We start from the raw sequence: 24,035 nt of genomic DNA, 5'->3' as shown, positions 1-24,035 counted from the left end.
CGGCCCCGGGGAGCTTTCAGGCAGGCTCCCTGAAAGTTTCGGGCGCTGGAAACTATCAGGGAGGCTCCCTGATAGTTTCGGGTCGCGGGAACTATCAGGCAGGCTTCCTGAAAGATACCGGGTTGGTTGGTGGGGCTCGGTGGGAGGAACTGGAGCGGGGCTGTTGGTGGGGTGGTGGGAGGGGTCAGTGGGTGTGGGTGGCGATGGGGTTGGGGTCGCACATCGCCAACAGCCCCGGTGGTTGTGGTGCTGCAGTGGGACGGTTCCGCAACGTTGCGGTCATCGCGAACACCCCTGACCACACCGTAAGGCAGGCGTTGGGTGCTGGATCGCCGGTTGTCCGGGACTTAGTGGCGGCCTAAGCGAAATTTAGGGCCGCGGCTATTGTGAAGGCTACTCCTCTTTCTCTTCCGCGGGTGGTGGGTCGGCCTGCCAGCGGACGCTGGTCACGGCTGGTTCCAGGCTCAGGCGGGAGACCGCGGACTCCATCTGGCGGTCGTCGCGCTGGTCGCCGACCAGTTCGGCCCGTACCTCCACGAAGCCGCCGTCGCTGTTGCTGGAAGAGATCGACAGCAACCGGAAATCCGTTCGTGTCAGCGACTGCACCAGCAACGCGCGTACGTGCGCCTCCGCGTCGTCCCTGGTGGTGGCGAGGAACGTGTAGTTCGTCGGCGCCTCGTCACCGCTGTCCGGCCGGCGGTCGACCGCGCGTCCCAACGAGCGCAGTGCCACGTTCACCGCGACCACGGCGACCGTGCCGACCGCAGCCACCAGGTGCAACCCCGCCCCCGCCAACGAACCGACCGCCGCCGAGCACCACAGCGTGGCCGCGGTGTTGAGGCCGCGCACGTTCAAGCCGTCCCGCAGGATCACGCCCGCGCCCAGGAACCCGATCCCCGACACGACCTGCGCCGCCACCCGGGTCGGGTCGGCGGTGCCGGGGGCGTCGCCGAAGCCGTGTGCCGACAACAGCACGAACAACGTCGCGCCGACGGCGACCAACGCGTTCGTCCGCAGCCCGGCCATCCGCGCCCGGTACTGCCGCTCGAACCCGATCAGCGCGCCCAACCCGAGTCCCGAGCCGATCCGCAGCAGCATGTCCACGGTGGTCACCCGCGTTCACCTCCCGGTGCGTCCGAACCGGATTGTTCAGCGCGACCGGCGCCGTCGCCGGGTGGCGGACGGAGCCGGGGGAGTGCGCGGGCTCAAGAGGGGGTGTGTGCCGCGGCTCCACCGGAAGGGGTGAACGCGCCGACGACCGCACTTCCGCCGCTCGACATGCGCCGCCCACCCCTTCCCGCGGGGAGGTCCGCTGAAACCGCTCGACAGGGTAGCCGGGAACGTGAGTGAGCGCTGGGTGGAGTTCGTGGGGGAGGGAGGGAATCGGGTTGGCGCTCGGCGAGGTCCGGGCGGCGTGCCGGAGGCGCGGGGCCGCGGCAAGGGAGTGCGGTGAAGGGCGCGGTGAGGGGGCGCGGTGAAGGGTGCGGTGAGGGGATGCGGGTGAGGGGGCGCGGGTGAGGATGAGGGGGTGCGGAGGGCCGGCAGCGGAGCAGGACCGGGGGCGAGTGCCGGCTGCTGGGCGGGCGGATCGTCGGCGGGCGACCTATGGTCCACGTGGTCCACACGGGAGGTTCGCCGTGGAGCGGGTGGAAGTGGGGCGGGGGGCGCGCAACGCCGTTGTCGCCGTGATCATGCTCGGGATGTTGCTGGCGGCGCTGGATCAGACGATCGTGGCCACCGCCCTGCCGACCATCGTGAGCGACCTCGGCGGCGCGGGGCATCTCTCCTGGGTGGTCACGGCTTACCTGTTGGCCGAGACGATCATGACCGCCCTGATCGGCAAGTTCGGCGACCTGTACGGGCGCAAGCCCGCGTTCCTCGCCAGCGTCGCCCTGTTCATGGTCGGCTCGTTCCTGTGCGGTTGGGCCGACTCGATGAGCTGGCTGATCGTGGCCCGCGCGATCCAGGGCCTGGGCGCGGGCGGGTTGATGGTGACGTCCAGCGCGGTCATCGCGGACGTCGTGCCGCTCTCCGAACGAGGCCGCTACCAGGGGCTGATCGGAGCGTTGTTCGGCGTCTCCACGGTGGTCGGGCCGCTGCTCGGCGGCCTGTTCGTGGATCACCTCAGCTGGCGGTGGGCGTTCTACGTGAACCTCCCGCTCGGCGTGCTGGTGCTGGTGGTGGGCGCGCTGACGCTGCCCGGCGTGCGCACGGACCGCAAACCGAAGATCGACTACCTCGGCATCCTGCTGATCGGGCTCGCGGCGACGGGCCTGACGCTGGTCACGAGCTGGGGCGGCGTGGAGTACGGGTGGACCTCGCCGACCATCCTGTGGATGGCGGCCGGGTCGTTGGTGGCGTTGGCGTTGTTCGTGCGCGTCGAGTTGCGCGCCGCCGAGCCGATGCTGCCGATGCGCCTGTTCCGCAGCCCCGTGTTCACGGTGTGCAGCGTGCTCAGCTTCGTGGTCGGCTTCGCCATGCTGGGCGGTGTCACGTTCCTGCCCACCTACCTCCAGTACGTGCACGGCGCGTCCGCCACCCAATCCGGGCTGGAGATGCTGCCCCTGGTGATCGGTCTGCTGGTGGCGTCCGTCGTGACCGGCAACGTGATCAGCAAAACGGGCCGCTACCGGGTGTTCCCGATCGTGGGCAGCCTCCTGATGGTGGGCGGTCTGCTGCTGTTGTCCCTGCTGGACGTGGACACGGTGTTCTGGCAGGCGTCGATGTACATGCTGGTGTTGGGGCTCGGTGTGGGCATGTGCATGCCCGTGCCCATCGTCGTCGTGCAGAGCACGAGCAGCTACGAAGACCTCGGGGTGGCAACGTCCGGCGTGAGCTTCGTGCGCACCCTGGGCAGCTCGTTCGGCGTGGCGATCTTCGGCACCATCTACTCGGGCAACCTGCCGGAGAAGCTGGCCGCCGCCATCCCACCCGGTGTCGACCCGCGGGCGGCGTCGAACGTGCAGGCGTTGCACGCGTTGCCGGATCAGCTGAAGGCCCCGATCCTCGCCGCGTACGCCGAAACCCTCCAGACCGTGTTCCTGTCGGCGGCGCCCGTCGCGGCCGTGGCGTTCATCGTCGCCTTGTTCCTGCGTGAGGTGCCGTTGCGGGACACGGCGCGCACGGCCGCCGGCGGCAACCACGGCGTGGGGGAGAGCTTCGCCGCGCCACCGTCCGCGACGTCCAGCGAAGAGCTGGAGAAGCTGCTCGCGTTGATCGTCTCCCGGGAACGGCGCGACCCCACGCCGGAAGTGCTCGCCGCCTCCGGCCTGCCCCTCTCGCACGCCCAGGCGTGGCTGCTGGTGAAGGTGTTCCGGCAGAGCGCTCAACACGGCGACGCCGACCTGGAACGCCTCGCGGAGGAGACCCGTGTGCCCGCGGGCGTGTTCGAGCCCGTGGCACGTCAGCTCATGGTGAAGGGCCTGGTGACCGCGCACGCCGACCGCTACCGGTTCACCGAGCAGGGCGGCGAGGTGTTCACGCGCCTGGTGGGGGCGTGGCGGGACTGGCTGCGCTCACGGCTGGTCGACTGGCGGTGCGACTCGCCGGAGTTCCTCGAGTCGGTGGACCGGGTGGCGGCGGAGCTGGCCACGACCGGCCGCGCCCTGGCCGAGCGCAGGCCGACCCCGGTGTGACCGCCGGCCGCGCACCGGGCCCCGGTGCGCGGCCGGGGGCGGTCAGTCGCCCAGCGGGTTGAGCAGGTCGGCCTTGCCCTCGAACGCGAACAGCAGCAGGTCGGTCATCCGGAACGTTTGCGCGTCCGGCCCGAACACCGGCCGCCACGACGGTTCCCGCACGATCGAGTGCCGCGACACCTCCATCGACCGGTGGAACACCTCGGCCACGATCCGGCCACCCACCGGACCCAGGAGGCCCTTGGCGAACTCCGCCTCCCGGAGGATGTAGAACCACAGCGGGGTGGTCTCCACGACCGTCCTCCGCTGCTCCTCCGTCAACGCGTCCAGCACGACGCCGCCGTTGCCGCGGAGGACCTGGTCCGCGGTCAGCGGCTCGACGCCGAACAGGGCCGCCATCTGCTGACCGCTGGCCAGCTTCACCATGTCGGCCCGGGTGAGGTTGCGGAACGCCAGGTTGCGCTGGATCGGCGTGACGACCTTGCCGCGCCCGTCGAACGTGCCCGCCGGCAGGTTCGTCAGCGGGTTCACCAGCAGCGTGTCGATCAGCTTGGTGACGTTGCCGCCGCCCGCGCCGGGCGCGAGGTCGGGCCGCCCGGCCTCGGTGAAGTCGTACAGCCGGCGGAAGTCCGCGATCCAGTTGGTGGGCAGCGTGTCCACGCCCCGCACGTTCGGGTCGTCCAGGTCGGTGCCGGGCTGGAAGTTGCCGCTGGTGCCGCTGAACGTGAACAGCAGCAGCAGGGTGGCGGCGCCACCCGGCCCGGCCGCGCGGAACACGCGGTTCCACTCGTAGGCGTCGCGGATCATGCTGTGGCCGAGCCGGTACGCCGCCACCGAGAACTCCAGCGGCATGGTGGCGGGCTGGGACGCGCCCGCGTAGCCGCGCCCCGGCGCCTCGAAGAAGCGCCTGCCGTTGGTGAACACGTCGTCCACGACCGCCGGGTCGACGATGCGCGGCAGGTGGTCGTGACGCAGCATCCACTGGTAGTGGCGCACGACCTGCGCCCGCGCCGCGCGGAACAGCCGCTGCCCGGTGAGCCCGGTCAGCGCCAGCTCCTCCACCACTCGGTTGTGGAACCGGATGAACGCCAGGTGGGTCTGCGCGACCACCAGGTTCTCGTCGTTGCGGGCGTCCGGGATCAGCGGTCGGCGGCGGTCCGCGCCGGTGGCGCCGGAACCCGCGCGCGGCAGGTCGAACCCCTCCAGTTCGACGTTGACGCGCTCGTCGGGGAACCGCGTGGCCGACGTCTTGCCCACCTTCAGCTTCACGCCGTCCTCGGCGTAGCAGGCGCGGTCCACCGGGTCGAGCGGACCGCGGCCGTACACCGAGTCCAGGTCCAGCGCCGGCGACCGGCCCTGCACCAGGTCGTCCAGGTTGACGTCACCGCCGAGCTGGGTCTCCGTGCGGTCCATGGTCAGGTCGTGGTCAACGAACTGGCCGAGGTAGGTGTACCCGGCCGGCACGGCGGGCTCCGCCGAGTCCGGCTGCGGCACGTCGGCCGACATCGCCGTCGCGAGCGCGATCCGGGTGTCCTCGGGCACCCGCGGCCCCTCCGGGCCGAGTCGCGAGAACCGGAACCGGCGAAGCTCCTCCACCGCGAGGGGCTGCCGCGCCGCGGGATCCCCGTTCCCGTCGAACTCCAGCACCCCCTCGCCCACTACGAAAAAGGTTTCACTCCCGTGGTGCTTCATGCGTTTTCCCCCGTTTCGTCCGGTCGAGCCGGACCGGCGGGCGCGCCCCCTGCGCGTCCGCCGTCACCTCACAGGGGGAGGCCCGCCGATGGGTGGATACGGGGAACGGGCGCACATCACACCATTCCGCGCCAAGCGGAAACCGCCCCGCGTCACAGGTTGTCGACGAACCACGCGGTGATCAGCGCGACGGTCTCCGCGAGCCCCACGCGGTTCACCTCGTGCCCGACGCCGGGGTGCAGCTCCAGCCGTGCCGGCTTGCCCAGGTCGCGCAGCGCGCGGTACATCCGCTCGGACTCCTCCGGGTTCACGCGGGTGTCGTTCTCGCCGTGCAGGAACAACACGGGCGCTTGCACGCGGTGTGCGTTGAGCAGCGGGCTGCGCTCGTCCAGCCGGGCGCGGTCGACCGGGTCGTCGGGGTCGCCGATCCACTCCGAGGTCCGCTTCCGCCACGTCGGCGGCGCGTTCTCGATGTCGCTGACCAGGTCCGACGTGCCGCACTCGCTGACCGCCGCCCGCCACAGGTGGGGCAGGCGGGACACGCAGGACAACGCCGCGAACCCGCCGTACGACGCACCGTGCACGCCGAGCCGCGCCTCGTCGGCCCACTCGACCTCCGCCAGCAGCTCGGCGGTGGCCGCGTAGTCGGCCAGATCCACACCGCCCCAGTCGCGGTACAGGATCCGCTGGTAACGCAGGCCGTACCCGGAGGAACCGCGGAAGTTGGGCGCGATCACGCCGATACCGGCGGCCAGCAACGACTGCACCACCGGGTCGTACTCCGGCACCGCGTAGGTCTCCGGTCCGCCGTGGACGGTCATCACCACGGGCACGGGCGCGTCGGCGCTCGCACCCGGCGGCCGGTACAGCAGGCACGGGACGCGTGTGCCGTCGGCGCTGGTCGCGTGCACCACGGTGGGCGCGACGAGACCGGCGGGCAGGTCCGCGCCGAAGTCCGTGCGGCGCTCGGCCGTGCTGGCGGGCAGGTCCGCGAGGTACAGCTCGGTCGCCGCGTCGGCCCGCGCGAGCAGGAGCAGCAGCCGCCCGTCGGCGGTGAAGCGCGGCGCGTGCCCGTCGAGGCCGTACTCGCTGACCGAGTGCCCCTCGGGCAGGCCGGTCACCGGGCGCGGTGCGAAGTCGTCCACATCGGACCAGAACAACCGGCTCCAGCCGTGCTCGTTGCGGCTCCACGCGATCCGCGTGCCGTCGGCGGACAACGCGCCGCCCTCGACGTCGGTGTCCGGGGTGTCCAGCCACGTCAGGGCGCCGTCCAGGGTCAGCACGGCCAGCCCGACGTGGTCGCGGCCCCGCGTGGTGCACAGGTAGACGCCGGACGAGTCGGGCAGCCACGCCACCGGCTCGTACTTCGCCGGACCGGCGTGGTCGGTCCACTGCCGCACCGCGCCCGTCGTGACGTCCACCAGGTACAGCTCGTGGTCGCTGTTCTGGTGCAGCTTGAGCACCAGCAGCAGGCGGGAGTCGGGGGAGAAGCCCATCGGCAGGTACCGGTCGTCGCCACGCAGCACGATCCGGGACGCGCCCTTCTCCCGCACCAGGACGTCGAACACCTCGGGGTCGCGTGCGTTGGACGCGTACGCCAGCAACCTGCTGTCCGCGCTGTACGGGTTGGGCGAGCTGCTGTACGGCACGCCGATCTCGCAACGCACGCCGTCCTCGGCGACCACCCACTCCACCACGCCGGTCTCCGGGTCCACCTCGGCCAGCCGGTGGTTCTCGGCGCCGTCCGGGTCGACCAGCGCGAGCAACCGCGCGCCGTCCGGCCGCCACACGCAACGCCGCACCGAGCCGGGCACCGGCACGAGCCTGCCGTCGACGTGGGGCTGCGGTCGGCCGGTCTCGTCGGCGAGCCACACGACCCGACCGTCCGGACCGGGGTCCGCGCCGGTCAACCAGGCGAAATCGGTCAGGCTCACCGGCTGGCCGCCGCGATCTCCCGCTGCACGGTCGCCGACGCCACGATGCCCCGCCGGAACCAGTCCAGCACGAGGTTCTCGTTGGGCGCGTGGTTGCGCTCGTCGACGTTCGCGAACGGTACGCCGTAGCACGGCACGCCCAGCTCATCGGTGAACGGCGCGATGGGCAGGCTGCCGCCGAGCGCGGGCAGCAGCAGCGGCGGCTCGCCCAGCCCGGCCTCCGCACCACGCAGCACGGCCTGCGTCCACGGGCTCTCGGGCAGCGTGCGCGACGGGTCCATGGCGCCGCCGGGCACCAGCTCGACGTCCGGCGCGTGCCGGTCCAGGTGCGCGCGCAGCGCCGCGAAGACCCGGTCCGCGCGTTGCCCGCCGACCAGCCGCATGTCGCACTTGGCGACCGCGACGTTCGGGATGACCGTGCGGTGCTCGCCGCCGTCCTCGCAGGTCAACGAGTTGATCGTGAACGTGGGCCCGGTGAGCCGCTCGTAGAACCCGAGCCCGTTGGGTGGCTCCATCCCGGCCACGCCGATGCCCGCGAGCACCTGCGGCACGTCGACCGGCAGGTCGGCCAGCGCCGCCCGCTCGCCGGGGCTGAGCGGCACGACGTCGTCGGCGAAACCCTCCACCAGCACGTTGCCCCGCGCGTCCCGCATCCCGGCCAGCACCTGCACCAGCCGCCACGCGGGGTTGGGCGCGACACCGCCCCAGTTGCCGGAGTGCAGCACGCCGGACGCGCCGTTGACGCGCAGCTCGAACGTCGCGATGCCACGCACGCCGAGCACGACCGACGCCCGGCCGGACTCGTGCACGGGCCCGTCGCTCCACACCACCAGGTCCGGCTTGTCGAGCTGCCGCAGCGCCTTCGCCAGGTTGGGGCTGCCGATCTCCTCCTCGCCGTCGAGCAGCACGGTGACGCGGCACGGCAGGCCGCCGGTCAGCTCGCGCACCGCGCGCAGGCCGAGCAGTTGGGCGAGGTGCTGCCCCTTGTTGTCGCCGGTGCCGCGGCCGTAGACGCGGCCGTCGCGGAAGTGGGCCTCGAACGGCGGCGTCTCCCACTCGTGCAGCGGTCCGGCCGGTTGCACGTCGTAGTGCCCGTAGATCAGCACGTGCGGCGCGCCCTCCGGGCCGGGCGCGGTGCCGACCAACGCCGGCCAGCCGCCCGTCTCCACGGCCCGCGCCGTCAACCCGCTGCGGCGCAGCAGCTCCAGGCCGTGTGCCGCGGCTTCGGCCATGCCCTCCCCGGTGCGGCTCACGCTCGGCTGAGCGATCCACGCCGCGAGTTCCGCCAGCAGTTCCGGCTCCCGGTCCCGCACCCAGTCGCCGACCCGCACCGCCAAGTCCATCGCCGCTCCCCAGTGGTGATTTCACTTCATGCAATCAATTTCAGTGAACCAAATCACGCGGCTGCTCGGCAAGCGCCACGTCGGTTAACCTCATGCCCGTGTCCGAGGAACGCACCGCCACGGTGGACGAGCTGAAGGCGCTCGCGCACCCGCTGCGCTGGCGCGTCCTGCGGTTGTGCTTCGACCGCGCGTGGACCAACCAGGAACTCGCCGAACGGCTCGGCGTGGCACCCGCGACCATGCTCCGGCACGTGCGCGCGTTGGTGAAGACGGACTTCCTGGCCGCCGAACCGGTTCGCACGGGTCCGAAGGGCGCGCTGGAACGCCCGTACCGCGCGACCGGCCGCACGTGGCGGCTCGGGCTGGTCGACGTCGAGGGCGCGGGCCTGGTGCGGCAGGTGGACCTGGCCATGCTCGCCGCGCACCGCGCCGAGATCCTGGAGGCCGGTCCGGACGCCGGGCGTGACGCGTCACGCGGCGTGTTGCGGCTGGGCCCCGCGGCGCAGGCCGAGCTGAAGGCGCGGCTCGCGGAGCTGGTCAACGAGTTCCGGGCACGCGAGGACCCGGACGGCGAGGCGTTGAGCTACCTGTGGTCGCTGGCGGCCCGCCCCGTACCCGCCGATGCCGATCACGCTCCCGTGAGGACCCGCGGATAGCCGGAACGGCGCATTGTCGCTGTGTGACGCCGCCCTTACGGTGAGTTCGCGTCCAACTCCGGGCGCCACGGACGGCTGGGGGTTCGCGGTGGCGTGGAGCCGGGTTCTGGGCGCGGTGGCGTTGGTGGGCGCGTCCCTGGTGGCGTTGCCGGTGTCGGCCGGTGCGGTGGACACGCGACCGACGGCGGTCGTGTCGCTCGGTGACAGCGCCATGTCCGGTGAGGGCGCCGGGTCCTACGAACCGGGCACCGAGGGCGAGAACGGCAACTGGTGCCACCGGTCCACGCGGTCGATGATCCACCAGACGCGGCTCGCCGAGCACACCGTGAACCTCGCCTGCTCCGGTGCGGACTCGGCGAACGTGTCGTTGGCCGACACCACGCACTACACCGAGGGATCGCAGGCGAAACGGCTCGTCGACGTGGCGCGGCGGTACCGGGTGACGACGGTGCTCGTGCAGGTCGGCGCGAACGACGACCCGCGCTTCGCCGACACCGTGGTGGACTGCGTGGCGGCGTGGGTGAACCCGTTCGGCCCGGCCTGCCGGTCGAAGCTCGCCACCGAGTGGCCCGCGCGGCTCGCCGCCATGGCGCCCAAGGTCGAGACGGCGTTGCGGGACGTGCGCTCGGCGATGGGCCAGGCCGGTTACGCGCCCGCCTCGTACTCGCTCGTCCTCACCTCCTACGCGTCCCCGGTGACGGAGAAGATGGACAAGCTGCTGCACGGCCCGCAGGGGTGCCCGGTACGGCTGCCCGACGCCGAGTACGGGCGGACGGTCGCCGTGCCGCAGCTCTCCGAGGCGTTGCGCGGCGTGGCGGCCCGCACCGGCGTGAAGTTCCTCGACTTCTCCCGCGCCACCGAAGGCCGGGAGGCGTGCGCCAAGGGCGGGAATCCCGCCGGCGAGTGGCAGCGCCGGCTCACCGTCGACCCGTACGCGCTGGTGCACGGCGGGCTCGACGCGATCGGCATCCACCTGGCACAGCAGTCGTTCCACCCCAACGCGGAGGCGCACGCGCAGCTCGGCCGGTGCGTGACCGAGTTCGTGCGCGGCGGCGCGGACACCGCGCGGTGCCTGGCGGGCCCGGACGGCGAACTGCACGCCGTCGCCTGAGGCGTCACCGGGCGCGCCCCACCTCCACCCGCAGCTGGGTGTCCTCGGCGGACAGCCGGGTCTCCTCCAGCGCCAGCGCGCGGCCGTCGCCGCCGCGCACCACGCGGCGGACGACGAACACCAGACCTCCGTCCGGCACCGCGAGGGCGGCGTCGGCGGGTGACGGGACGCGGACCCGGACGAGGTCCGTGCACCGCACCTCCTGCCCGTCGGCGCGCAACACCCGGTAGAGCCGCTCGGGCGTCACGAACGGCTCCCGCGTCAACGCGGGGTGGGCGAGCGCGGTGGCCGCCGGCAGGTGCAGGCGCCGCGCCTGGCGGCGGCCGTCCGGCGCCACCAGCAGCCGTTCGTGCACGTGGACCGGTGAGTGCTCCTCGACGCCCAGGTCCAGGGCGAGTTCCGCGTCCGCCGCGCCGACGCGGGTGGCGGTCTCCGCGGCGTGCCAACCGCGGGTCGCGACGTCGACCCAGTCGCCGTCGTCGTCGGTGGCGAGGAGCCGGGCGTGGGTGTGGCGCGGCCGGGCGCCCGCGTGCCGCACGAACGTGCCCCGGCCCCGGTGCGAGGCGACCAGCCCGTCCTGCCGCAGCCGGGCGATCGCGTCCCGCACGGTGCCGCGGGACACCGCGTACTCCGCGCCGATCCGAGCCTCGCTGGGCAGCGGCGCGGCCGGGCGGAGTTCACCGCTCGCGATGCGCGCCCTCAGCGCCTCGGCCACCTCGCTCGCCTTGGTCATGGCGACCCCCTTGTTCGGACAAGTTATCCGGACAAGTGGTCGACCGCAACTACCCTAAGCAATAGTCAAATCCCTTAGACGGGTGTGACGAGCGTCCCTAGCCTTGCGTCATGAGGCTGCTGCTCTGGACCATCCTGGTCTGCGCGTGCGCGGTCCACGGGGGAGAAGCACTGGTGTTGATGTCGGGCGTCCTGTTGGCCGGGTGCGCCGCCGACTACTCGTTCACGCGCCGGCGGAGAGGGCGCGCGGAATCCCGGCCGCTCGTCTAGCCCCATGGCCGCGGCAGTGGGGACCACTGCTCAATGATGTTGATTGCGGGGAGTTCGCCACGCGGTCGTGGACGGCGCCGCGCCGAAATCGCTCCGCTCCCGGTGCCGTCCACGCGGGAGGGTCGGCTCCCCGGTGCCGCCGGTGGTGACGCACGTCGTGGTCGCCGGCGAAGTCGAACGAGTCCCGCGTGGACCGTCCGACAGGTCCGCGGACCGCTCGGGCGGCCACGTGGGAACCGGCCGGAAAGGCAGGACCGGGGAGTCCCGTGGACGGACTCCCCGGCCCCTGGTGCGCGTCAGGCGGGACTGGGGGACCTCGCCTGACACGTGGCTTCGGCCGCGCCGCCGACGGCGCGGTAACGCGGTCCGGTGAGCACCGGAATGGCGGGTGGATGACCTTCGTGCGACTCCACGGGAATATCTCGCCCCCATCCCGTGCGCTTCCCCAAGACCACGGTCCGGAGAGGACGGTATTGGTCGGCGCTCGGCGGCCGGAAGAGGCTGAACGGGTGATATTGCGCAACTCGTGTGGACTTGGTGCGGTCCTATACCGGATTCGGGGCGTGCCTGTCAGCAAGTTCACCCGGTCGAGAACAAAAATCCACCTGCGATCGGATATTCCAGGCCGCCGGTCCCGTGGGCGGCGATTCCCGTTCGGGCAGGCAAAATGCCCGAACGGGCCGCACACCCACCCGACCGGCGGTCCGCGGAATGGACGTGGTATAGGGTGTGCTAATCACCGATCGGGTGGCGGAAAATCGTTTATCGGCCTCAGGGGCGGGCCAGGGTCGGCACGAGTTGTTCCAGCGCGCGCAGGTGCCCGGCGCGGACGGCCGCGTAGTCGGCCTCCGACGCGCCGGTCAGCACCGTGGTGATGGTGATGTCCAGCGGTTCGGCCAGCTCCGGCAGGTGCACCAGCGTCCTGCCGCGCGTGTTGGCCACCTTCGAGTAGAAGCCCGCGACGGTCACCTGCTCGTGGGGCGGGTACGCGCCGCGCAGGGAGTCGAACGCGCTGCCGCCGTCCGGGCCCCGGTCCGGGAACACCGCGATCTCGATCGACTCGACGCGCGACGCCGGGAACGCCCACTTGCCGAACGCCCGCAGCGCCCGGCCCTCGCCGGGCTCGGCGGCGCAACGCGCCTGGTCCACCGGCAGGCCGTCGGCGCGCATCCACGCCGTCAGCTCGCCGGGGTTGTCGCAGAGGCTGATGCGCAGGGGCTCGGTCGCCCGCGCGGCCGAGTCGGGGGTGGTCGCCGGGGACGCCTGCTGCGCGCAACCCACCAGGGACACACCGGCGGCCAGGACGACCGCGGCCACCGCGCCACGTGATCTCACCATGTCCGTCTACATCGCCGGACGGACGCCGGACGTGACACTGAATGGATCACGTCCGGCGCCGAACGGGCTACTGGCGTCTCAATCGGTCCCGAACCAACCGACTCCGGACGCCCGGCTCACCTGGTGCGGTAGAGCTTGACCTTCATCGACGTCCCGGACTGCGACAGCACGCGCAGGCCGACGCCGGCGGCGGGCAGCTTGACACCCGTGGTGGGCGTTTCCGGGTACCAGAACTTCTTCGTGTCGTCGAACACCGGCTGCGCCGCCTGCCCGCGCACGTACGACGCCCGGCCGTTGACGGTCAGGGTGAACGAGTCCGACTTCTGGAGGCCGAACGGCGCGTCGTAACCCGCGATGGTCGGCGCCCACGCCTGGCCCTGGAGGTTGTAGATCGGCGCGGGGTTCGCGTCGATCGGCAGGATCAGGCCCTCACCGGGGTGTTCACTGGTGTTGTTGTCCAGGTAGGCGGTGTCCCACAGCGAGATGAGCAGGCCGTCCTGGTACGGGAAGTGCTCCGCCCACCTCGGCTTGTCGGCGAAGCCGTACCGGTAGGGACCGGTGCGGTTGTACTTGCCGTAGGACTCGTAGGTGCGGTTCGACGCGATGTAGAACTGGTCGAACGACTTGGTCTCGGTGCCGGCGGTGCTGCGGAAGCCCTTGAGCGCCCAGCCCGTGCCGGTCTCCGCACCGTCCTCCAGCACCGGCGCGCCGTCCGCGGTCACCGTGACGGCGTCCGCGAAGAAGCCCTGGAGCGCGAGGCCGCCGTCCGTGCGGTAGGCGAACCGGATCTTTGGCGTCTGGCCCGCGTAGGCGTTCAGCGGGACCTTGACGTCCACCCAGCGACCACCGGTCGAGCCGCTGATCGCGGGCGCGTCACCGGAGTCGCGCACGAACGGCTTGCCGTCCGCGGTGCCGTCGAGCTGCGCCCAACTCCCGTCCGGGCTCTGCGCCTCGACGTAGAGGTAGTCGAAGTCCTCCTCGATGTCGAACCTGGCCTTGAGCGACAGCTCGGCGCTCGACTTGCCGGTCAGGTCGACCACGCGGGTCATGGTGTTGTCGAGGTCGTTGCCCTTGTCGCTCCACCACATCTTGCTGCCCGCGTACGGCGCGCCGTAGTTGAACGTCTTGGACACGTCGGGCAGCACGACCACGAGGCCCTGGGCCTTCGCGGTGTTGTACTCGTGCGGTCCCAGCTCGAACGTCCGCTCCTGGCCCGCGACTGCCACCTCGTAGTCCAGCCAGCCGAGCTGGAGCTTGTCCCACGCGGACAGCTCGTTGGCACGCACGCCCGGCGCCTCGCCGACGTCGCCCACCCGGTTCTGGCCCATGATCGACCACCAGTTGACGCCGTTCGTGCCGCCGCCGCTGACGTCGTAGTGGTCGGGCAGGCCGAGGTCGTGGCCGTACTCGTGGGCGAACACGCTGACGCCGCCGTTCTCCGGCTGCATCGTGTAGTCGCCGACCCACAGGCCCGTGTCACCGATCTGCGCACCGCCGAGCTTGTTGGTGCCCGGACCGGTGTTGTAGTTCTTGAACGCGTAGCCCCGGTGGCTCCAGATGGCGTCCTCGCCCTGCCACGGGTCGCGGTCGGCCTGGTCGCCGCCCGCGTGCACGATCTGGAAGTGGTCGAGATACCCGTCCGGCTCGTTGAAGTCGCCGTCGCCGTCGAAGTCGTACCGGTCCCACTGGTCGAACTCGGCGAGTTCGGTCCGGATCTGCTCGGTGGTGCGGCCCGCGGCCCGCTGGTCCGCGAACCACTGGGTGAGCGCGTCACGCACCAGGTCGTAGCTGTTGTTGCAGACGTTCGAAGCACACGGGTAGCCGTTGGACCGGCCGTAACGCGCCTCGTTGTAGCGGACCTTGACCCAGTCGGTCACCGTGCCGTCGACGGTGTACCGGCCGGAGGACTGCTTGTCGTAGTAGTTCGCCACCGAGTTCGCGCCGGGCGCGGTCGAGAAGTAGAGGTCCCGGAAGTATTGGCGGCTGAAGTCGGGCTGCCAGATGGTGCCGTTGTCGATCGCGCGGTTGGGCTGCGGGATCTGGTTGTGCAGCGGGCCGTCGAACCGCACCGGTCCGGCGGTGCCGGGCGCGGTGTCCTGGTCGGGGTACTGCGGGTGGCGCTCGTCGCCGAACTCGGCGAGCACGACGAAGATCTTGTCGACCTTCTCGCGCTCCAGCTCGACGTACTGGTCCACCTTGGCCTTCTGCCCGGCCTTCTCCTTGCGGCCGAGCTTGACGACCGTGCTGGAGCCGCGCTTCTCCTTGGTGGCCTCGCCGGTGAGGACCTTCGAGAGCGCTTCCTGCCGCAACGCCCGGCGCTTGTCCTCCAGCGGGTGCGGCAGTTCGTCGGTCTGGGCCCGCACGGACTCGGCGGTGGTGTCGGGTGCCGCGGTGGCGGTCGTGGACATCGTGGTGATGCCCGTGGTCGCCAGTGCGAACACGGCTGCCCCGGCTAGGAGTCTTCGCACATGTCCCCCTCACTTGATTGGTGAATGACCTTCGGGACGGTATGTGCCGGGGCGGTCCGCGCGGCACAGCCGGAAGTCGCGGGCGGAATGGCCCAGGGCGGTGCGGCAGGTGGCGGGCACGTCGTGCGGCATCCACCGGCACCGGCCCCGTGCCGTTCCGCATTTGCGGCGGATAGGATGCCTTCGTGCCGAATCTGCGGATCAGTGAAGCCGCCTCGCTGTTGGGCGTCAGCGACGACACCGTCCGGCGGTGGGTCGACCAGGGGCGGCTGCCGTCCGTGCGGCTGGACAGCGGGCGCAAGGGCGTCGAAGGGCGCGAACTGGCCGAGTTCGCCCAACGGCTCGCCGAAACGCCCGAACCGGGCGTCACGGTCGCCGCCTCCGCGCGCAACCGGATGCGCGGCATCGTCACGCGGGTCGTGAAGGACGGCGTGATGGCGCAGGTCGAGTTGCAGGCCGGGCCGTTCCGGGTGGTGTCCCTGATGAGCCGCGAGGCCGCCGAGGACCTGGGCCTGGAGGTCGGCAGCGTCGCCGTCGCGTCCATCAAGTCCACGCACGTCGTCGTCGAGATCCCGGAGGGGTGACCGTGTTCCGCACCGCGGCGGCCGTCGTGCTGGCCGCCTCCCTCACCGCCTGCGGCGCGGCCGAGCCCACCGGCGGCGGTGACGTCGCGGTGTTCGCCGCCGCGTCCCTCACCGAGGTGTTCACCGAGCTGGGGCGGCAGTACGAGGCCGACCACCCCGGCACGCGGGTGAGGTTCAACTTCGCCGGCAGCTCGGCGTTGGCGCGGCAGATCGACCAGGGCGCGCCCGCCGACGTGTTCGCCTCCGCCGCGCCCGCCAACATGGCGCGGGTGTCGACCGCCGGCGAACCCGCCGTGTTCGCCCGCAACACGCTGCGCATCGCGGTGCCCGCGGGCAACCCCGGCCGGGTCGCCGGGCTCGCCGACTTCGCCCGCGAGGAGGCCCGGATCGCGTTGTGCGCCGAACAGGTGCCGTGCGGCGCCGCGGCGGCGGAGGTGTTCCGGGCGGCCGGGGTCACGCCCCGGCCGGACACCCTGGAGCAGGACGTGAAGGCCGCGTTGACCAAGGTCCGGCTCGGTGAGGTGGACGCCGCGCTGGTGTACACGACCGACGTGCGGGCCGCCGGTGCCGCCGTCGAGGGCATCGAGTTCCCCGAGGCGGCCGGCGCCGCCAACGACTACCCGATCGCCGTGCTCGCGAACGCGCCGAACGCCGCGGGTGCGGCGGCGTTCGTGGCGCACGTGCGGTCCGACCGTGGCCGGGCCGCGCTCGCCGGAGCCGGCTTCGACGTGCCGTGACCACCCGCGGCCGCGGCCGGTCACCGGTCGTCCTGGTGCTGCCCGCCGTGCTGGGGCTGGCGTTCCTGCTGGTGCCGCTGGTCGGGTTGCTGGTGCGCACGCCGTGGTCGGCGTTGCCCGGTCGGCTGGTCGGCGCCGAGGTCGGCGAGGCGCTGCGGCTGTCGCTGGTGTGCGCGACGCTCGCGACCGCGTTGTGCCTGGTGCTCGGCATCCCGCTGGCGTGGCTGCTCGCGCGCTCCGACGTGCCGGGCCGCGGCCTCCTGCGTGCGCTGGTGACCGTGCCGCTGGTGCTGCCGCCGGTGGTGGGCGGTGTCGCGCTGCTGCTCGTGCTGGGCAGGCGTGGCCTGGTCGGGCAGTACCTGGACGCGTGGTTCGGCGTGTCCCTGCCGTTCACCACGGCGGGTGTGGTGGTGGCGGAGGCGTTCGTGGCCATGCCGTTCCTGGTGATCGCGGTGGAGGGCGCGCTGCGTGCCGCCGACCCGCGGTACGAGGAGGCGGCGGCCACGCTCGGCGCGTCGCGGTGGCTGGCGTTCCGCCGCGTCACGCTGCCCTCCGTGCTGCCCGGGGTGGTGGCGGGCGCCGTGCTGTGCTGGGCGCGGGCGCTGGGCGAGTTCGGCGCCACCATCACGTTCGCGGGCAACTTCCCCGGCGAGACCACCACCATGCCGCTGGCCGTGTACCTGGCGCTGGAGGGCGACCCGGACGCGGCGGTCGTGCTCAGCGTGGTGCTGCTGCTGGTGTCGGTGGGCGTGCTGGCGGGGCTGCGGGAGCGCTGGGTCGGTGGTGTGCGGTGACCGTGCGCGCCGAACTCCGGGTGACCCGCGGCGGGTTCCGGCTGGAGCTGGACCTCGCCGTCGCGCCCGGCGAGGTGGTGGCGCTGCTCGGCCCGAACGGCGCGGGCAAGACCACGGCGCTGCGCGCGCTGGCCGGGCTGCTGCCGCTCACCGCGGGCGGCATCCGGCTGGACGACGAGCTGTGGGACGAGCCGCCGGGCGTGTTCGTGCCCGCCGAGCGCCGTCCGATCGGCGTGGTGTTCCAGGACTACCTGCTGTTCGGGCACATGTCCGCGCTGGAGAACGTCGCGTTCGGGCTGCGCGCCCGCGGTGTGCGCAAGGCACGCGCGCGTGACGTGGCGCGGGAGTGGCTGGACCGGGTCGGCCTCGCCGACCACGCGCACACCAGGCCCCGCGCGTTGTCCGGCGGGCAGGCGCAGCGGGTCGCGCTGGCCCGCGCGCTCGCCACCGGTCCCGAGCTGCTGCTGCTGGACGAACCGCTGGCCGCGCTGGACGCGAGCACGCGGCTGGCCGTGCGCGCCGGGCTCGGCCGCCACCTCGCGGAGTTCCCCGGTCGCACGCTCCTGGTGACGCACGACCCGCTGGACGCCATGGTGCTCGCCGACCGGCTGGTGATCGTGGAGGACGGGCGCGCCGTGCAGGAGGGCGCGCCCGCCGAGGTGGCCCGCCGACCCCGCACCGACTACGTGGCCGACCTGGTCGGCCTCAACCTGTACCGGGGCGTCGCGCGCGGCACGACCGTGGCGCTGGCGGACGGCGGCTCGCTCACCGTCGCCGAACCCGCGTCCGGCGCGGTGCACGTGGCGTTCCCGCCGAGCGCGGTCAGCCTGCACCCGGAGCCGCCGTCCGGCAGCCCGCGCAACGCGTGGCCGGTGGTCGTCGCGGACGTCGAGCAGCACGCGCACACGACCCGTGTGCGTTTGGACGGCACACCGCCGGTGTTGGCGGACATCACGACGGCGACGTTGGCCGATCTGCGCGTGCGGCCCGGCGACGCGCTTTGGGTCGCGTTGAAGGCCACGGAGATCCACACGTACCCGGCCTGACCCCGACGTTTGCGGCGAACGTGCGTGGTGCGGACTGCTAGACTCCGCGCCGTGTGGTTCCTCCACGATTTCTCGGACGACGTGGTGCACCGCGTCGTGGCGGAGTGTCGGGCATCGGTGAATTGACCGATCCCGTTACCCCGCCGAGAAGGAATTCGCGGTGCCCATTCATTTCCACAACACCCTCACCAAGCGCAAAGAACCGTTCGAGCCGATCACGCCCGGCGAAGTCCGGATGTTCGTCTGCGGCCCGACCGTCTACGACCTGAGCCACGTCGGTCACGCGAAGACCTACACCCAGTTCGACTTCGTGGCGCGTTTCCTCCGCGCTCGCGGTTATCGCGTGCGGTACGCGCAGAACATCACCGACGTGGACGACAAGATCATCGCCCGCGCGGCCGAGGCCGGGGTGCCGCCACGCGAGCTGGCCGCCCGGTTCGAGGCGTTTTACCGGGAGGACATGGCCGCGCTGCGGAACAACTCCGTGGACACCTACGAGCGCGCCCACGACCACATCGAGCACATCGTGGCCCAGGTCCGCGCACTGGTGGACCGCGGCCACGCGTACCGGTTGGACGACGGCTGGTACTTCGACCTGTCCACGTTCCCCGGGTACGGGCGGTTGTCCGGCCGCACGCACGTGGAGGCGGAGGACTCGGTCGCCCGCATCGACGAGAACGAGGGCAAGCGCAACCCCGGCGACTTCGCGTTGTGGAAGGCGCGCAAGCCGGGCGAACCGCACTGGGAGACGCCGCTCGGTCCGGGCCGACCGGGTTGGCACATCGAGGACACCGCCATCACCGAGGCCGTCTTCGGGCCCCAGTACGACCTGCACGGCGGCGCGCAGGACCTGATCTTCCCGCACCACGAGGCGGAGATCGCGCAGCAGGAGGCGGCGTCGGGCAAGGCGCCGCTGGCGCGGTTCTGGCTGCACACCGGTCTGCTGCGGGTGGACGGCGCGAAGATGGCGAAGAGCGCGGGCAACTTCCGCACCGTCCGGCAGGCGCTGGAGCTGGCGGACTTCCGCACCCTCCGCTACGCGTTCCTGAGCCAGCACTACCGGTCCGCGATGGAGTTGAACGACGTCACGCTGGCCAACGCACGCGCGGCGCGGCGGCGGGTGGAGAACTTCGCCCGGTTGGCGGATGCCGACCACGGGTCGGCATCCGCCCGACGGCTCGTCGACCGGGCGCGCGAGCGGTTCCACGAGCGCCTGGACGACGACCTGGACACGCCGGGCGCGCTGGCCGCGTTGTTCGACTTCATCCGCGAGCACAACCGCGGCGGCGAGCGGCCGGGGGCGGCGGCGCTGGCCCTGTTGCGCGAGGTGGACGCGTTGTTCGACGCGTTCGACCTGACGCGGCCGGGCGGTGCCGACAGCACCGGCGACGTGGAGGCGGAGCTGGCCCGGCGGCGTGCGTTGCGTGCCGCGCGGCGGTTCGCGGAGGCCGACCGGATCCGGGACGAGCTGCGGGATCGCGGCATCCTGATCGAGGACACGCCGGAAACCACCCGATGGTGGTATCAACATGCCTGAACATGGTGAATTCGCAGGTGCGTGGTGTTCTGCGGGGGTTCGGGGAGCGGCGCGCGGGAAATCGGTTCATGATCATTGTGCTAGCGTCGGGACGAGTACGGACAAAACGGCCGCCGATGATTCGGAAAGGCATAGGGTGTGAAACGTCTCCTTCCCCTGCTCGGCGTTGCCACGGCCCTCGTGGCGACCGCCGGAGTCGCTTCCGCACAAGGTCAGGTTGAGGCCACCGGTCACGGGCACGGCGGTGTGGTGGTGACGGCCGGGCGGTTCGCCCCGCCCGACCAGGCCACCAACGCCTTCACCTACGACAGCAAGCTCATCGAGCCGGGCTCGAAGGTGCTCGTGGTGGCAGCGCCGAAGAAGCGCCACGCCTCCACCAAGGTCCAGCTCAGCGTGTGGGGCCTGGTGCCCAACCGCACCTACGGCTCGCACGCCCACCAGAAGCCGTGCGGTCAGCTGCCGGCCGACGCGGGCGCGCACCACCAGCACGTGGTGGACCCCAACCAGCCCTCGGTCGACCCGGCGTACGCCAACCCGAAGAACGAGATCTGGCTCGACTTCACCACCGACGCCCGCGGCCGGGCCGTCGTGGAGACCGTCGTGCCGTGGCAGTTCGCCGACCGCCGCGCGGGTTCGGTCGTGATCCACGCGGAGAAGACCGCCACCGAGCCCGGCAAGGCCGGCACCGCCGGCGCGCGGCTCGGCTGCGCGACCGTGAAGTTCTGATCCGGCTGAGCGGGCGGGAGCCCTCGACCCCGCCCGCTCACCTGTGCAACGGGTCGGGCGTGAACCGCACGTAGGCTGGCGTCATGCGCACACGGCCGACGTTGAGCTGGACCGCGACGGGTGCGCCGCTGCCGCGCACGAGAAGTGTGGACGACGTCGTGCGGGCCGTGGCCGAGCGGGACGTGCTGGTGCTCAGCGGCGCCGGCCTGTCCACCGAGTCGGGCATCCCGGACTACCGCGGTGTGTCGGGCAGCCTGCGGCGGCACACGCCGATGACCTACGACGAGTTCACCGGCAGCCCGGCGGCACGCCGGCGGTACTGGGCGCGCAGCCACCTGGGGTGGCGCACCATCGCCCGAGCCGACCCGAACGCCGGTCACCGGGCGGTGGCGGCCCTGGGCGCGGCCGGGTTCCTGTCCGGCGTGATCACGCAGAACGTGGACGGGCTGCACCACGCGGCGGGCACGGACGCCGTGGAGCTGCACGGCAACCTGGACCGGGTGGTGTGCTTGTCCTGCCGGGCCGTGTCCGCCCGCGAGGACCTGGACCGGAGGCTGCGCGCGGCGAACGAGGGCTTCACGGCCGCCGTGACGCGGTTCAACCCGGACGGCGACGCGGACCTCGCGGAGGAGGACGTGCGGGGTTTCCGGGTGGTGGCGTGCGTGGACTGCGGTGGGGTGCTGAAGCCGGACGTGGTGTTCTTCGGCGAGAACGTGCCCCGTGTGCGCGTGGAGGAGTGCTACGCGCTGGTGGACGCGGCACGGTCGGTGTTGGTGCTCGGTTCGTCGTTGACGGTCATGTCGGGGCTGCGGTTCGTGCGGCGCGCGGCGACGGCGGGCAAGCCGGTGGTGATCGTCAACCAGGGCGCGACCCGGGGCGACGAGCACGCGACCACGCGGGTGGACCTGCCGCTGGGGCGGGCGCTCACCGACGTGCGCCGGGCGCTGGGCGCCTGAACCGTCCACTGTGGACCGGTGGTGAGTTCACCCTGATGTCGCAGCCGGTTCGTGGTATGCCGTTGCGGCGACACGGGTATCCAGGCCGCACATTCCGGGACGGCCCCGTCGGACGCGGGGTCGTCCGCCATGATCCCGTGGGGAGGTCGTGATGGCGCACGTGTCGGACCTGGTCGACATCCGCAGCGGCGACGAGTTCCACCAGCCGGTCCCGTTCGGCCTGGTGTACCCGCTGCGCACGGCGGACGGCGCGGAGCCGCCGAGCCAGCGCGGCCGGACGTGGGAGCACCTCGCGGCGTCGGGCCGCGAGCTGCGCCCCGTGCGGTGACTCAGTTGACCGTCCTGCCCGCGTCCGCGAGCATCGGGTTGGCGCGCACCACCCGCACCGCGTAGGTGAACAACGCCAGGAACCCCACCGCGCCGCCGACCACCAGCACCCGCAGCGGCGTGGCCAGGTCGCCCGCGAACGCGAGCCCGACCGACAACGCGGTACCACCCAGTCCCGTGCCGCACAACAGCACCGTCGCCAGGTGGTAGGCGGGCCTGCTGTGCAGGTTCACCCGCCACCGGTTGCGCCCGCGCACCCAGCTCTCCCAGTGCAGCACGTCCCCGGTCGGCAGGTCGGAACCGCCGGTCGGCACGTCCGCCGCGCCGACCAGGCCGTTGACCTTCTTCTCCAGCTCCCACAGGAACCACCGGGTGCGCAGGAGGCGTTTCACCTCGCCGTACCAGACGAACCACACGGACATCAACAGCACGGGCGTGAGGCTCAGGATGCCCGTGCGCACCGGAACGTTCGACCACGAGGCCAACACCCCCGTGAACACCACGGCGATCGCGGCCAGGCCGTAGTTCATCACGGTCTGCTGGGTGCCGACCGCGGCGACGAGTTCGGCGCGGATGGCGTTGTACTCGTGGAGCAGGAACGCGAGGCGGGCCTGACCGCGGTCGAGGAACGGCTCCGGATCGCGGCGCGACTTCCAGAACGTCATCGCACGGACGGTACCGATCCCGCCCGGGACGCGGGCGGGATCGGCGTCGATGGGTCCGTCCGGGTCAGCAGGCCGGGGCCACCGGTCCGTTCGAGCCGGTGTCGAGGAACCCGTCGCTGATCCAGTTGCCGCTGTCCAGCCGGTTCCACAGGTCCGTGCGGCCCCACACCCCGTCCACGGCCTCTCCCCGCGTCGTGCACGCGATGGTCACGGTCGTCCCGTTCGCCACCGTGCCCACCACGTCGTACGCGAGACCGGGGCCGGAACGGAGGTTCACCGAGTTGTTGGAACCGCTGTTCACGGTGCCGGTGGGTTGCGTCGTGCCGCCACCGCCGTAGTTGGTGATGCGCCCGCCGACCGACACCCGGGTGCTACCGCGCTGCGCGTAGCCGCCGTACGCCTGCCCACCCTCGTAGAACGTCCAACCGCCCACGGTCATCCCGTTGACGCTGATGTGGTTGTTGCCGCGGAGCAGGGAGAAGTGCACGTGCGCCCCCGTGCTGGACCCGCCGCACGGAAGCTCGTTGCCGATGTTCCCGAGGTACGTGCCGGTGCGCACGGCACTGCCGTCGGCGAGGGTCGTCAGGTTGTACATGTGGTAGTACGTGGTGCTGTACCCGTTGTCGTGCACCACCTTCACCAGCGCGCTTCGGCCCCGGATGCAGCTCTTGTACACGCGTCCGGGCCCGGCGGCCAGCACGCGCCCGTCGCCGCCGTTGAAGTCGATGGAGCTGAACGGACGGCCTTCGCCGCTGTCGCCGTGCGGTCCGCCACCCATCCACCAGGCGACGCCCTGCGGCCACGGCAACCCCAGGCCGGTGTCGGCGAGCACCCGCGCCCGGTTGGCGTTGTGCCCGGCGAAGGTCTGCTTCTCGCCGTCGCTCAGCACGGCGGACGGCGCTCGCGCGGCGAGTTCGGCGAACCCGTCGGTGCCGTCGAGTTCCACCCGCCAGCCCTGTCGGTCGCGGTGGGCGAGGAACAACGCCATGTGCGGTGCGCCGTGTCCCTGGCCTACGGCCATCGGCACGGTGGTGCTGCCGAACACCCACGAACCGGACGCGCGAGTCGGCTCGAACAACGGCTCGCGGAGCGACCGCGTGCCCCACCGCTCGCGCAAGGCCGTGCCGTGCTGCTCGATCATCGTGGCGCGGACCTCGGCGGCCAGGTCGTTATCCGGGCCGGCGACGGCGGTCGACGGCGTGACGAGCACCGCCACGCCGGCGGCGAGTGCGGAGAACAACGCGGCGAAGCGCCGCGGGTACTGCGATGCGGACATGTGCCCTCCAGTTGTCGGCACAAGGCAGGGGTTCCGGCGGCCTGTGCGGGGAGCCGCCGGGCGAGATGACACCGCCGGCTCCGCGAGTGGTCAAGACCGGCCGCGACCGACGAGCCACAACTGTGGAACCGGCCGCAAAACTGTGGAGGGCTACCCACGATCGTCGGGCATATCGGGCAAGACCGGCCTTCTAAACTGTTTTCTTCCA

Annotated in this window: 21 protein-coding genes; 12 read left to right on the top strand and 9 right to left on the bottom strand. The window is 72.0% G+C overall.

What is annotated here, in order from left to right; all coding sequences use genetic code 11:
- Positions 1-393: 393 nt before the first annotated feature.
- On the bottom strand, positions 394-1,113 hold the full coding sequence (locus KZQ38_RS06790; protein WP_219439700.1) for an MgtC/SapB family protein: 720 nt from the start codon (positions 1,111-1,113) through the stop codon (positions 394-396).
- Between the two features lie 578 nt (positions 1,114-1,691).
- On the opposite strand from KZQ38_RS06790, the gene KZQ38_RS06785 reads away from it, so the two are divergent.
- A complete protein-coding gene (locus KZQ38_RS06785; RefSeq protein ID WP_219440368.1) occupies positions 1,692-3,635 on the top strand; it encodes an MDR family MFS transporter in 1,944 nt (647 codons plus the stop codon).
- A 42-nt stretch (positions 3,636-3,677) separates the two neighbouring features.
- Here KZQ38_RS06785 and KZQ38_RS06780 read toward each other — a convergent pair whose 3' ends face one another.
- From KZQ38_RS06780 to KZQ38_RS06770, 3 genes are all read right to left on the bottom strand, one after another.
- The gene (locus KZQ38_RS06780; protein WP_308258279.1) at positions 3,678-5,294 is read right to left on the bottom strand and encodes a peroxidase family protein; all 1,617 of its coding nucleotides are present in this window, start codon (positions 5,292-5,294) and stop codon (positions 3,678-3,680) included.
- Positions 5,295-5,479: 185 nt separating this feature from the next.
- Positions 5,480-7,261, bottom strand: a complete 1,782-nt coding sequence (locus KZQ38_RS06775; protein ID WP_219439696.1) for a S9 family peptidase — start codon at positions 7,259-7,261, stop codon at positions 5,480-5,482.
- Complete coding sequence (locus KZQ38_RS06770) at positions 7,258-8,604, bottom strand: M20/M25/M40 family metallo-hydrolase (RefSeq protein WP_219439694.1); 1,347 nt, start codon at positions 8,602-8,604, stop codon at positions 7,258-7,260. Before KZQ38_RS06770 ends, KZQ38_RS06775 begins: the two co-directional genes overlap by 4 nt.
- A 98-nt stretch (positions 8,605-8,702) precedes the next feature.
- Here KZQ38_RS06770 and KZQ38_RS06765 point away from each other — a divergent pair, with 98 nt between their 5' ends.
- Both KZQ38_RS06765 and KZQ38_RS06760 read left to right on the top strand, forming a co-directional pair.
- Complete coding sequence (locus tag KZQ38_RS06765; protein WP_308258278.1) at positions 8,703-9,260, top strand: ArsR/SmtB family transcription factor; 558 nt, start codon at positions 8,703-8,705, stop codon at positions 9,258-9,260.
- Between the two features lie 88 nt (positions 9,261-9,348).
- Complete coding sequence (locus tag KZQ38_RS06760) at positions 9,349-10,371, top strand: GDSL-type esterase/lipase family protein (RefSeq protein ID WP_219439691.1); 1,023 nt, start codon at positions 9,349-9,351, stop codon at positions 10,369-10,371.
- A 4-nt stretch (positions 10,372-10,375) separates the two neighbouring features.
- On the opposite strand, the gene KZQ38_RS06755 is transcribed toward KZQ38_RS06760, so the two are convergent.
- Positions 10,376-11,104 (bottom strand): GntR family transcriptional regulator, encoded by a 729-nt coding sequence (locus KZQ38_RS06755; protein WP_219439689.1) that lies wholly within the window; start codon positions 11,102-11,104, stop codon positions 10,376-10,378.
- Between the two features lie 110 nt (positions 11,105-11,214).
- On the opposite strand from KZQ38_RS06755, the gene KZQ38_RS06750 reads away from it, so the two are divergent.
- Complete coding sequence (locus tag KZQ38_RS06750; RefSeq protein ID WP_219439687.1) at positions 11,215-11,373, top strand: hypothetical protein; 159 nt, start codon at positions 11,215-11,217, stop codon at positions 11,371-11,373.
- Positions 11,374-12,144: 771 nt separating this feature from the next.
- Here KZQ38_RS06750 and KZQ38_RS06745 read toward each other — a convergent pair.
- On the bottom strand, positions 12,145-12,711 hold the full coding sequence (locus tag KZQ38_RS06745) for a hypothetical protein (RefSeq protein ID WP_219439685.1): 567 nt from the start codon (positions 12,709-12,711) through the stop codon (positions 12,145-12,147).
- Positions 12,712-12,827: 116 nt separating this feature from the next.
- Complete coding sequence (locus tag KZQ38_RS06740; RefSeq protein ID WP_308258277.1) at positions 12,828-15,152, bottom strand: immune inhibitor A domain-containing protein; 2,325 nt, start codon at positions 15,150-15,152, stop codon at positions 12,828-12,830.
- A 212-nt stretch (positions 15,153-15,364) separates the two neighbouring features.
- Here KZQ38_RS06740 and KZQ38_RS06735 point away from each other — a divergent pair, with 212 nt between their 5' ends.
- From KZQ38_RS06735 to KZQ38_RS06700, 8 genes are all read left to right on the top strand, one after another.
- A complete protein-coding gene (locus tag KZQ38_RS06735; protein WP_219439680.1) occupies positions 15,365-15,763 on the top strand; it encodes a TOBE domain-containing protein in 399 nt (132 codons plus the stop codon).
- A gap of 2 nt (positions 15,764-15,765) precedes the next feature.
- The gene (gene modA / locus KZQ38_RS06730; protein WP_219439678.1) at positions 15,766-16,500 is read left to right on the top strand and encodes a molybdate ABC transporter substrate-binding protein; all 735 of its coding nucleotides are present in this window, start codon (positions 15,766-15,768) and stop codon (positions 16,498-16,500) included.
- Entirely contained in the window at positions 16,497-17,294 is a 798-nt protein-coding gene (gene modB, locus KZQ38_RS06725; RefSeq protein ID WP_219439676.1) for a molybdate ABC transporter permease subunit, read from the top strand. Before modA ends, modB begins: the two co-directional genes overlap by 4 nt.
- Positions 17,291-18,340 (top strand): ABC transporter ATP-binding protein, encoded by a 1,050-nt coding sequence (locus KZQ38_RS06720; RefSeq protein ID WP_219439674.1) that lies wholly within the window; start codon positions 17,291-17,293, stop codon positions 18,338-18,340. The genes modB and KZQ38_RS06720 overlap by 4 nt, the downstream gene beginning before the upstream one ends.
- A gap of 160 nt (positions 18,341-18,500) precedes the next feature.
- Positions 18,501-19,877, top strand: coding sequence for a cysteine--tRNA ligase (gene cysS, locus KZQ38_RS06715; protein WP_219439672.1), 1,377 nt, complete (start codon positions 18,501-18,503; stop codon positions 19,875-19,877).
- A gap of 252 nt (positions 19,878-20,129) precedes the next feature.
- Positions 20,130-20,603, top strand: coding sequence for a superoxide dismutase (locus tag KZQ38_RS06710; protein WP_308258276.1), 474 nt, complete (start codon positions 20,130-20,132; stop codon positions 20,601-20,603).
- An 83-nt stretch (positions 20,604-20,686) separates the two neighbouring features.
- Positions 20,687-21,559, top strand: a complete 873-nt coding sequence (locus KZQ38_RS06705; RefSeq protein ID WP_219439668.1) for an NAD-dependent protein deacetylase — start codon at positions 20,687-20,689, stop codon at positions 21,557-21,559.
- Positions 21,560-21,710: 151 nt separating this feature from the next.
- Positions 21,711-21,887, top strand: coding sequence for a hypothetical protein (locus tag KZQ38_RS06700; RefSeq protein ID WP_219439666.1), 177 nt, complete (start codon positions 21,711-21,713; stop codon positions 21,885-21,887).
- A 1-nt stretch (position 21,888) separates the two neighbouring features.
- On the opposite strand, the gene KZQ38_RS06695 is transcribed toward KZQ38_RS06700, so the two are convergent.
- Entirely contained in the window at positions 21,889-22,551 is a 663-nt protein-coding gene (locus tag KZQ38_RS06695) for a hypothetical protein (RefSeq protein WP_219439663.1), read from the bottom strand.
- Between the two features lie 64 nt (positions 22,552-22,615).
- Positions 22,616-23,827 carry a M23 family metallopeptidase gene (locus tag KZQ38_RS06690; protein ID WP_219439661.1) on the bottom strand — a complete coding sequence of 404 codons (1,212 nt, stop codon included), beginning with the start codon at positions 23,825-23,827 and terminating at the stop codon, positions 22,616-22,618.
- Between the last annotated feature and the right edge of the window lie 208 nt (positions 23,828-24,035).

This window comes from Saccharothrix obliqua (genome assembly GCF_019375475.1).
Lineage (GTDB): Bacteria > Actinomycetota > Actinomycetes > Mycobacteriales > Pseudonocardiaceae > Actinosynnema > Actinosynnema obliqua.
The sequence above is the reverse complement of the archived record's forward strand: the minus strand, read 5'-3'. Positions and strand labels throughout refer to the sequence as shown.

Excerpts from the sequence above, each read along its gene's own strand:
- KZQ38_RS06750 (WP_219439687.1), top strand. The coding sequence starts at position 11,215 with ATGAGGCTGCTGCTCTGGACCATCCTGGTCTGCGCGTGCGCGGTCCAC.
- KZQ38_RS06700 (WP_219439666.1), top strand. The coding sequence starts at position 21,711 with ATGGCGCACGTGTCGGACCTGGTCGACATCCGCAGCGGCGACGAGTTC.
- KZQ38_RS06695 (WP_219439663.1), bottom strand. The coding sequence starts at position 22,551 with ATGACGTTCTGGAAGTCGCGCCGCGATCCGGAGCCGTTCCTCGACCGC.
- KZQ38_RS06755 (WP_219439689.1), bottom strand. The coding sequence starts at position 11,104 with ATGACCAAGGCGAGCGAGGTGGCCGAGGCGCTGAGGGCGCGCATCGCG.
- KZQ38_RS06690 (WP_219439661.1), bottom strand. The coding sequence starts at position 23,827 with ATGTCCGCATCGCAGTACCCGCGGCGCTTCGCCGCGTTGTTCTCCGCA.
- KZQ38_RS06770 (WP_219439694.1), bottom strand. The coding sequence starts at position 8,604 with ATGGACTTGGCGGTGCGGGTCGGCGACTGGGTGCGGGACCGGGAGCCG.
- KZQ38_RS06705 (WP_219439668.1), top strand. The coding sequence starts at position 20,687 with ATGCGCACACGGCCGACGTTGAGCTGGACCGCGACGGGTGCGCCGCTG.
- KZQ38_RS06785 (WP_219440368.1), top strand. The coding sequence starts at position 1,692 with ATGCTCGGGATGTTGCTGGCGGCGCTGGATCAGACGATCGTGGCCACC.
- KZQ38_RS06745 (WP_219439685.1), bottom strand. The coding sequence starts at position 12,711 with ATGGTGAGATCACGTGGCGCGGTGGCCGCGGTCGTCCTGGCCGCCGGT.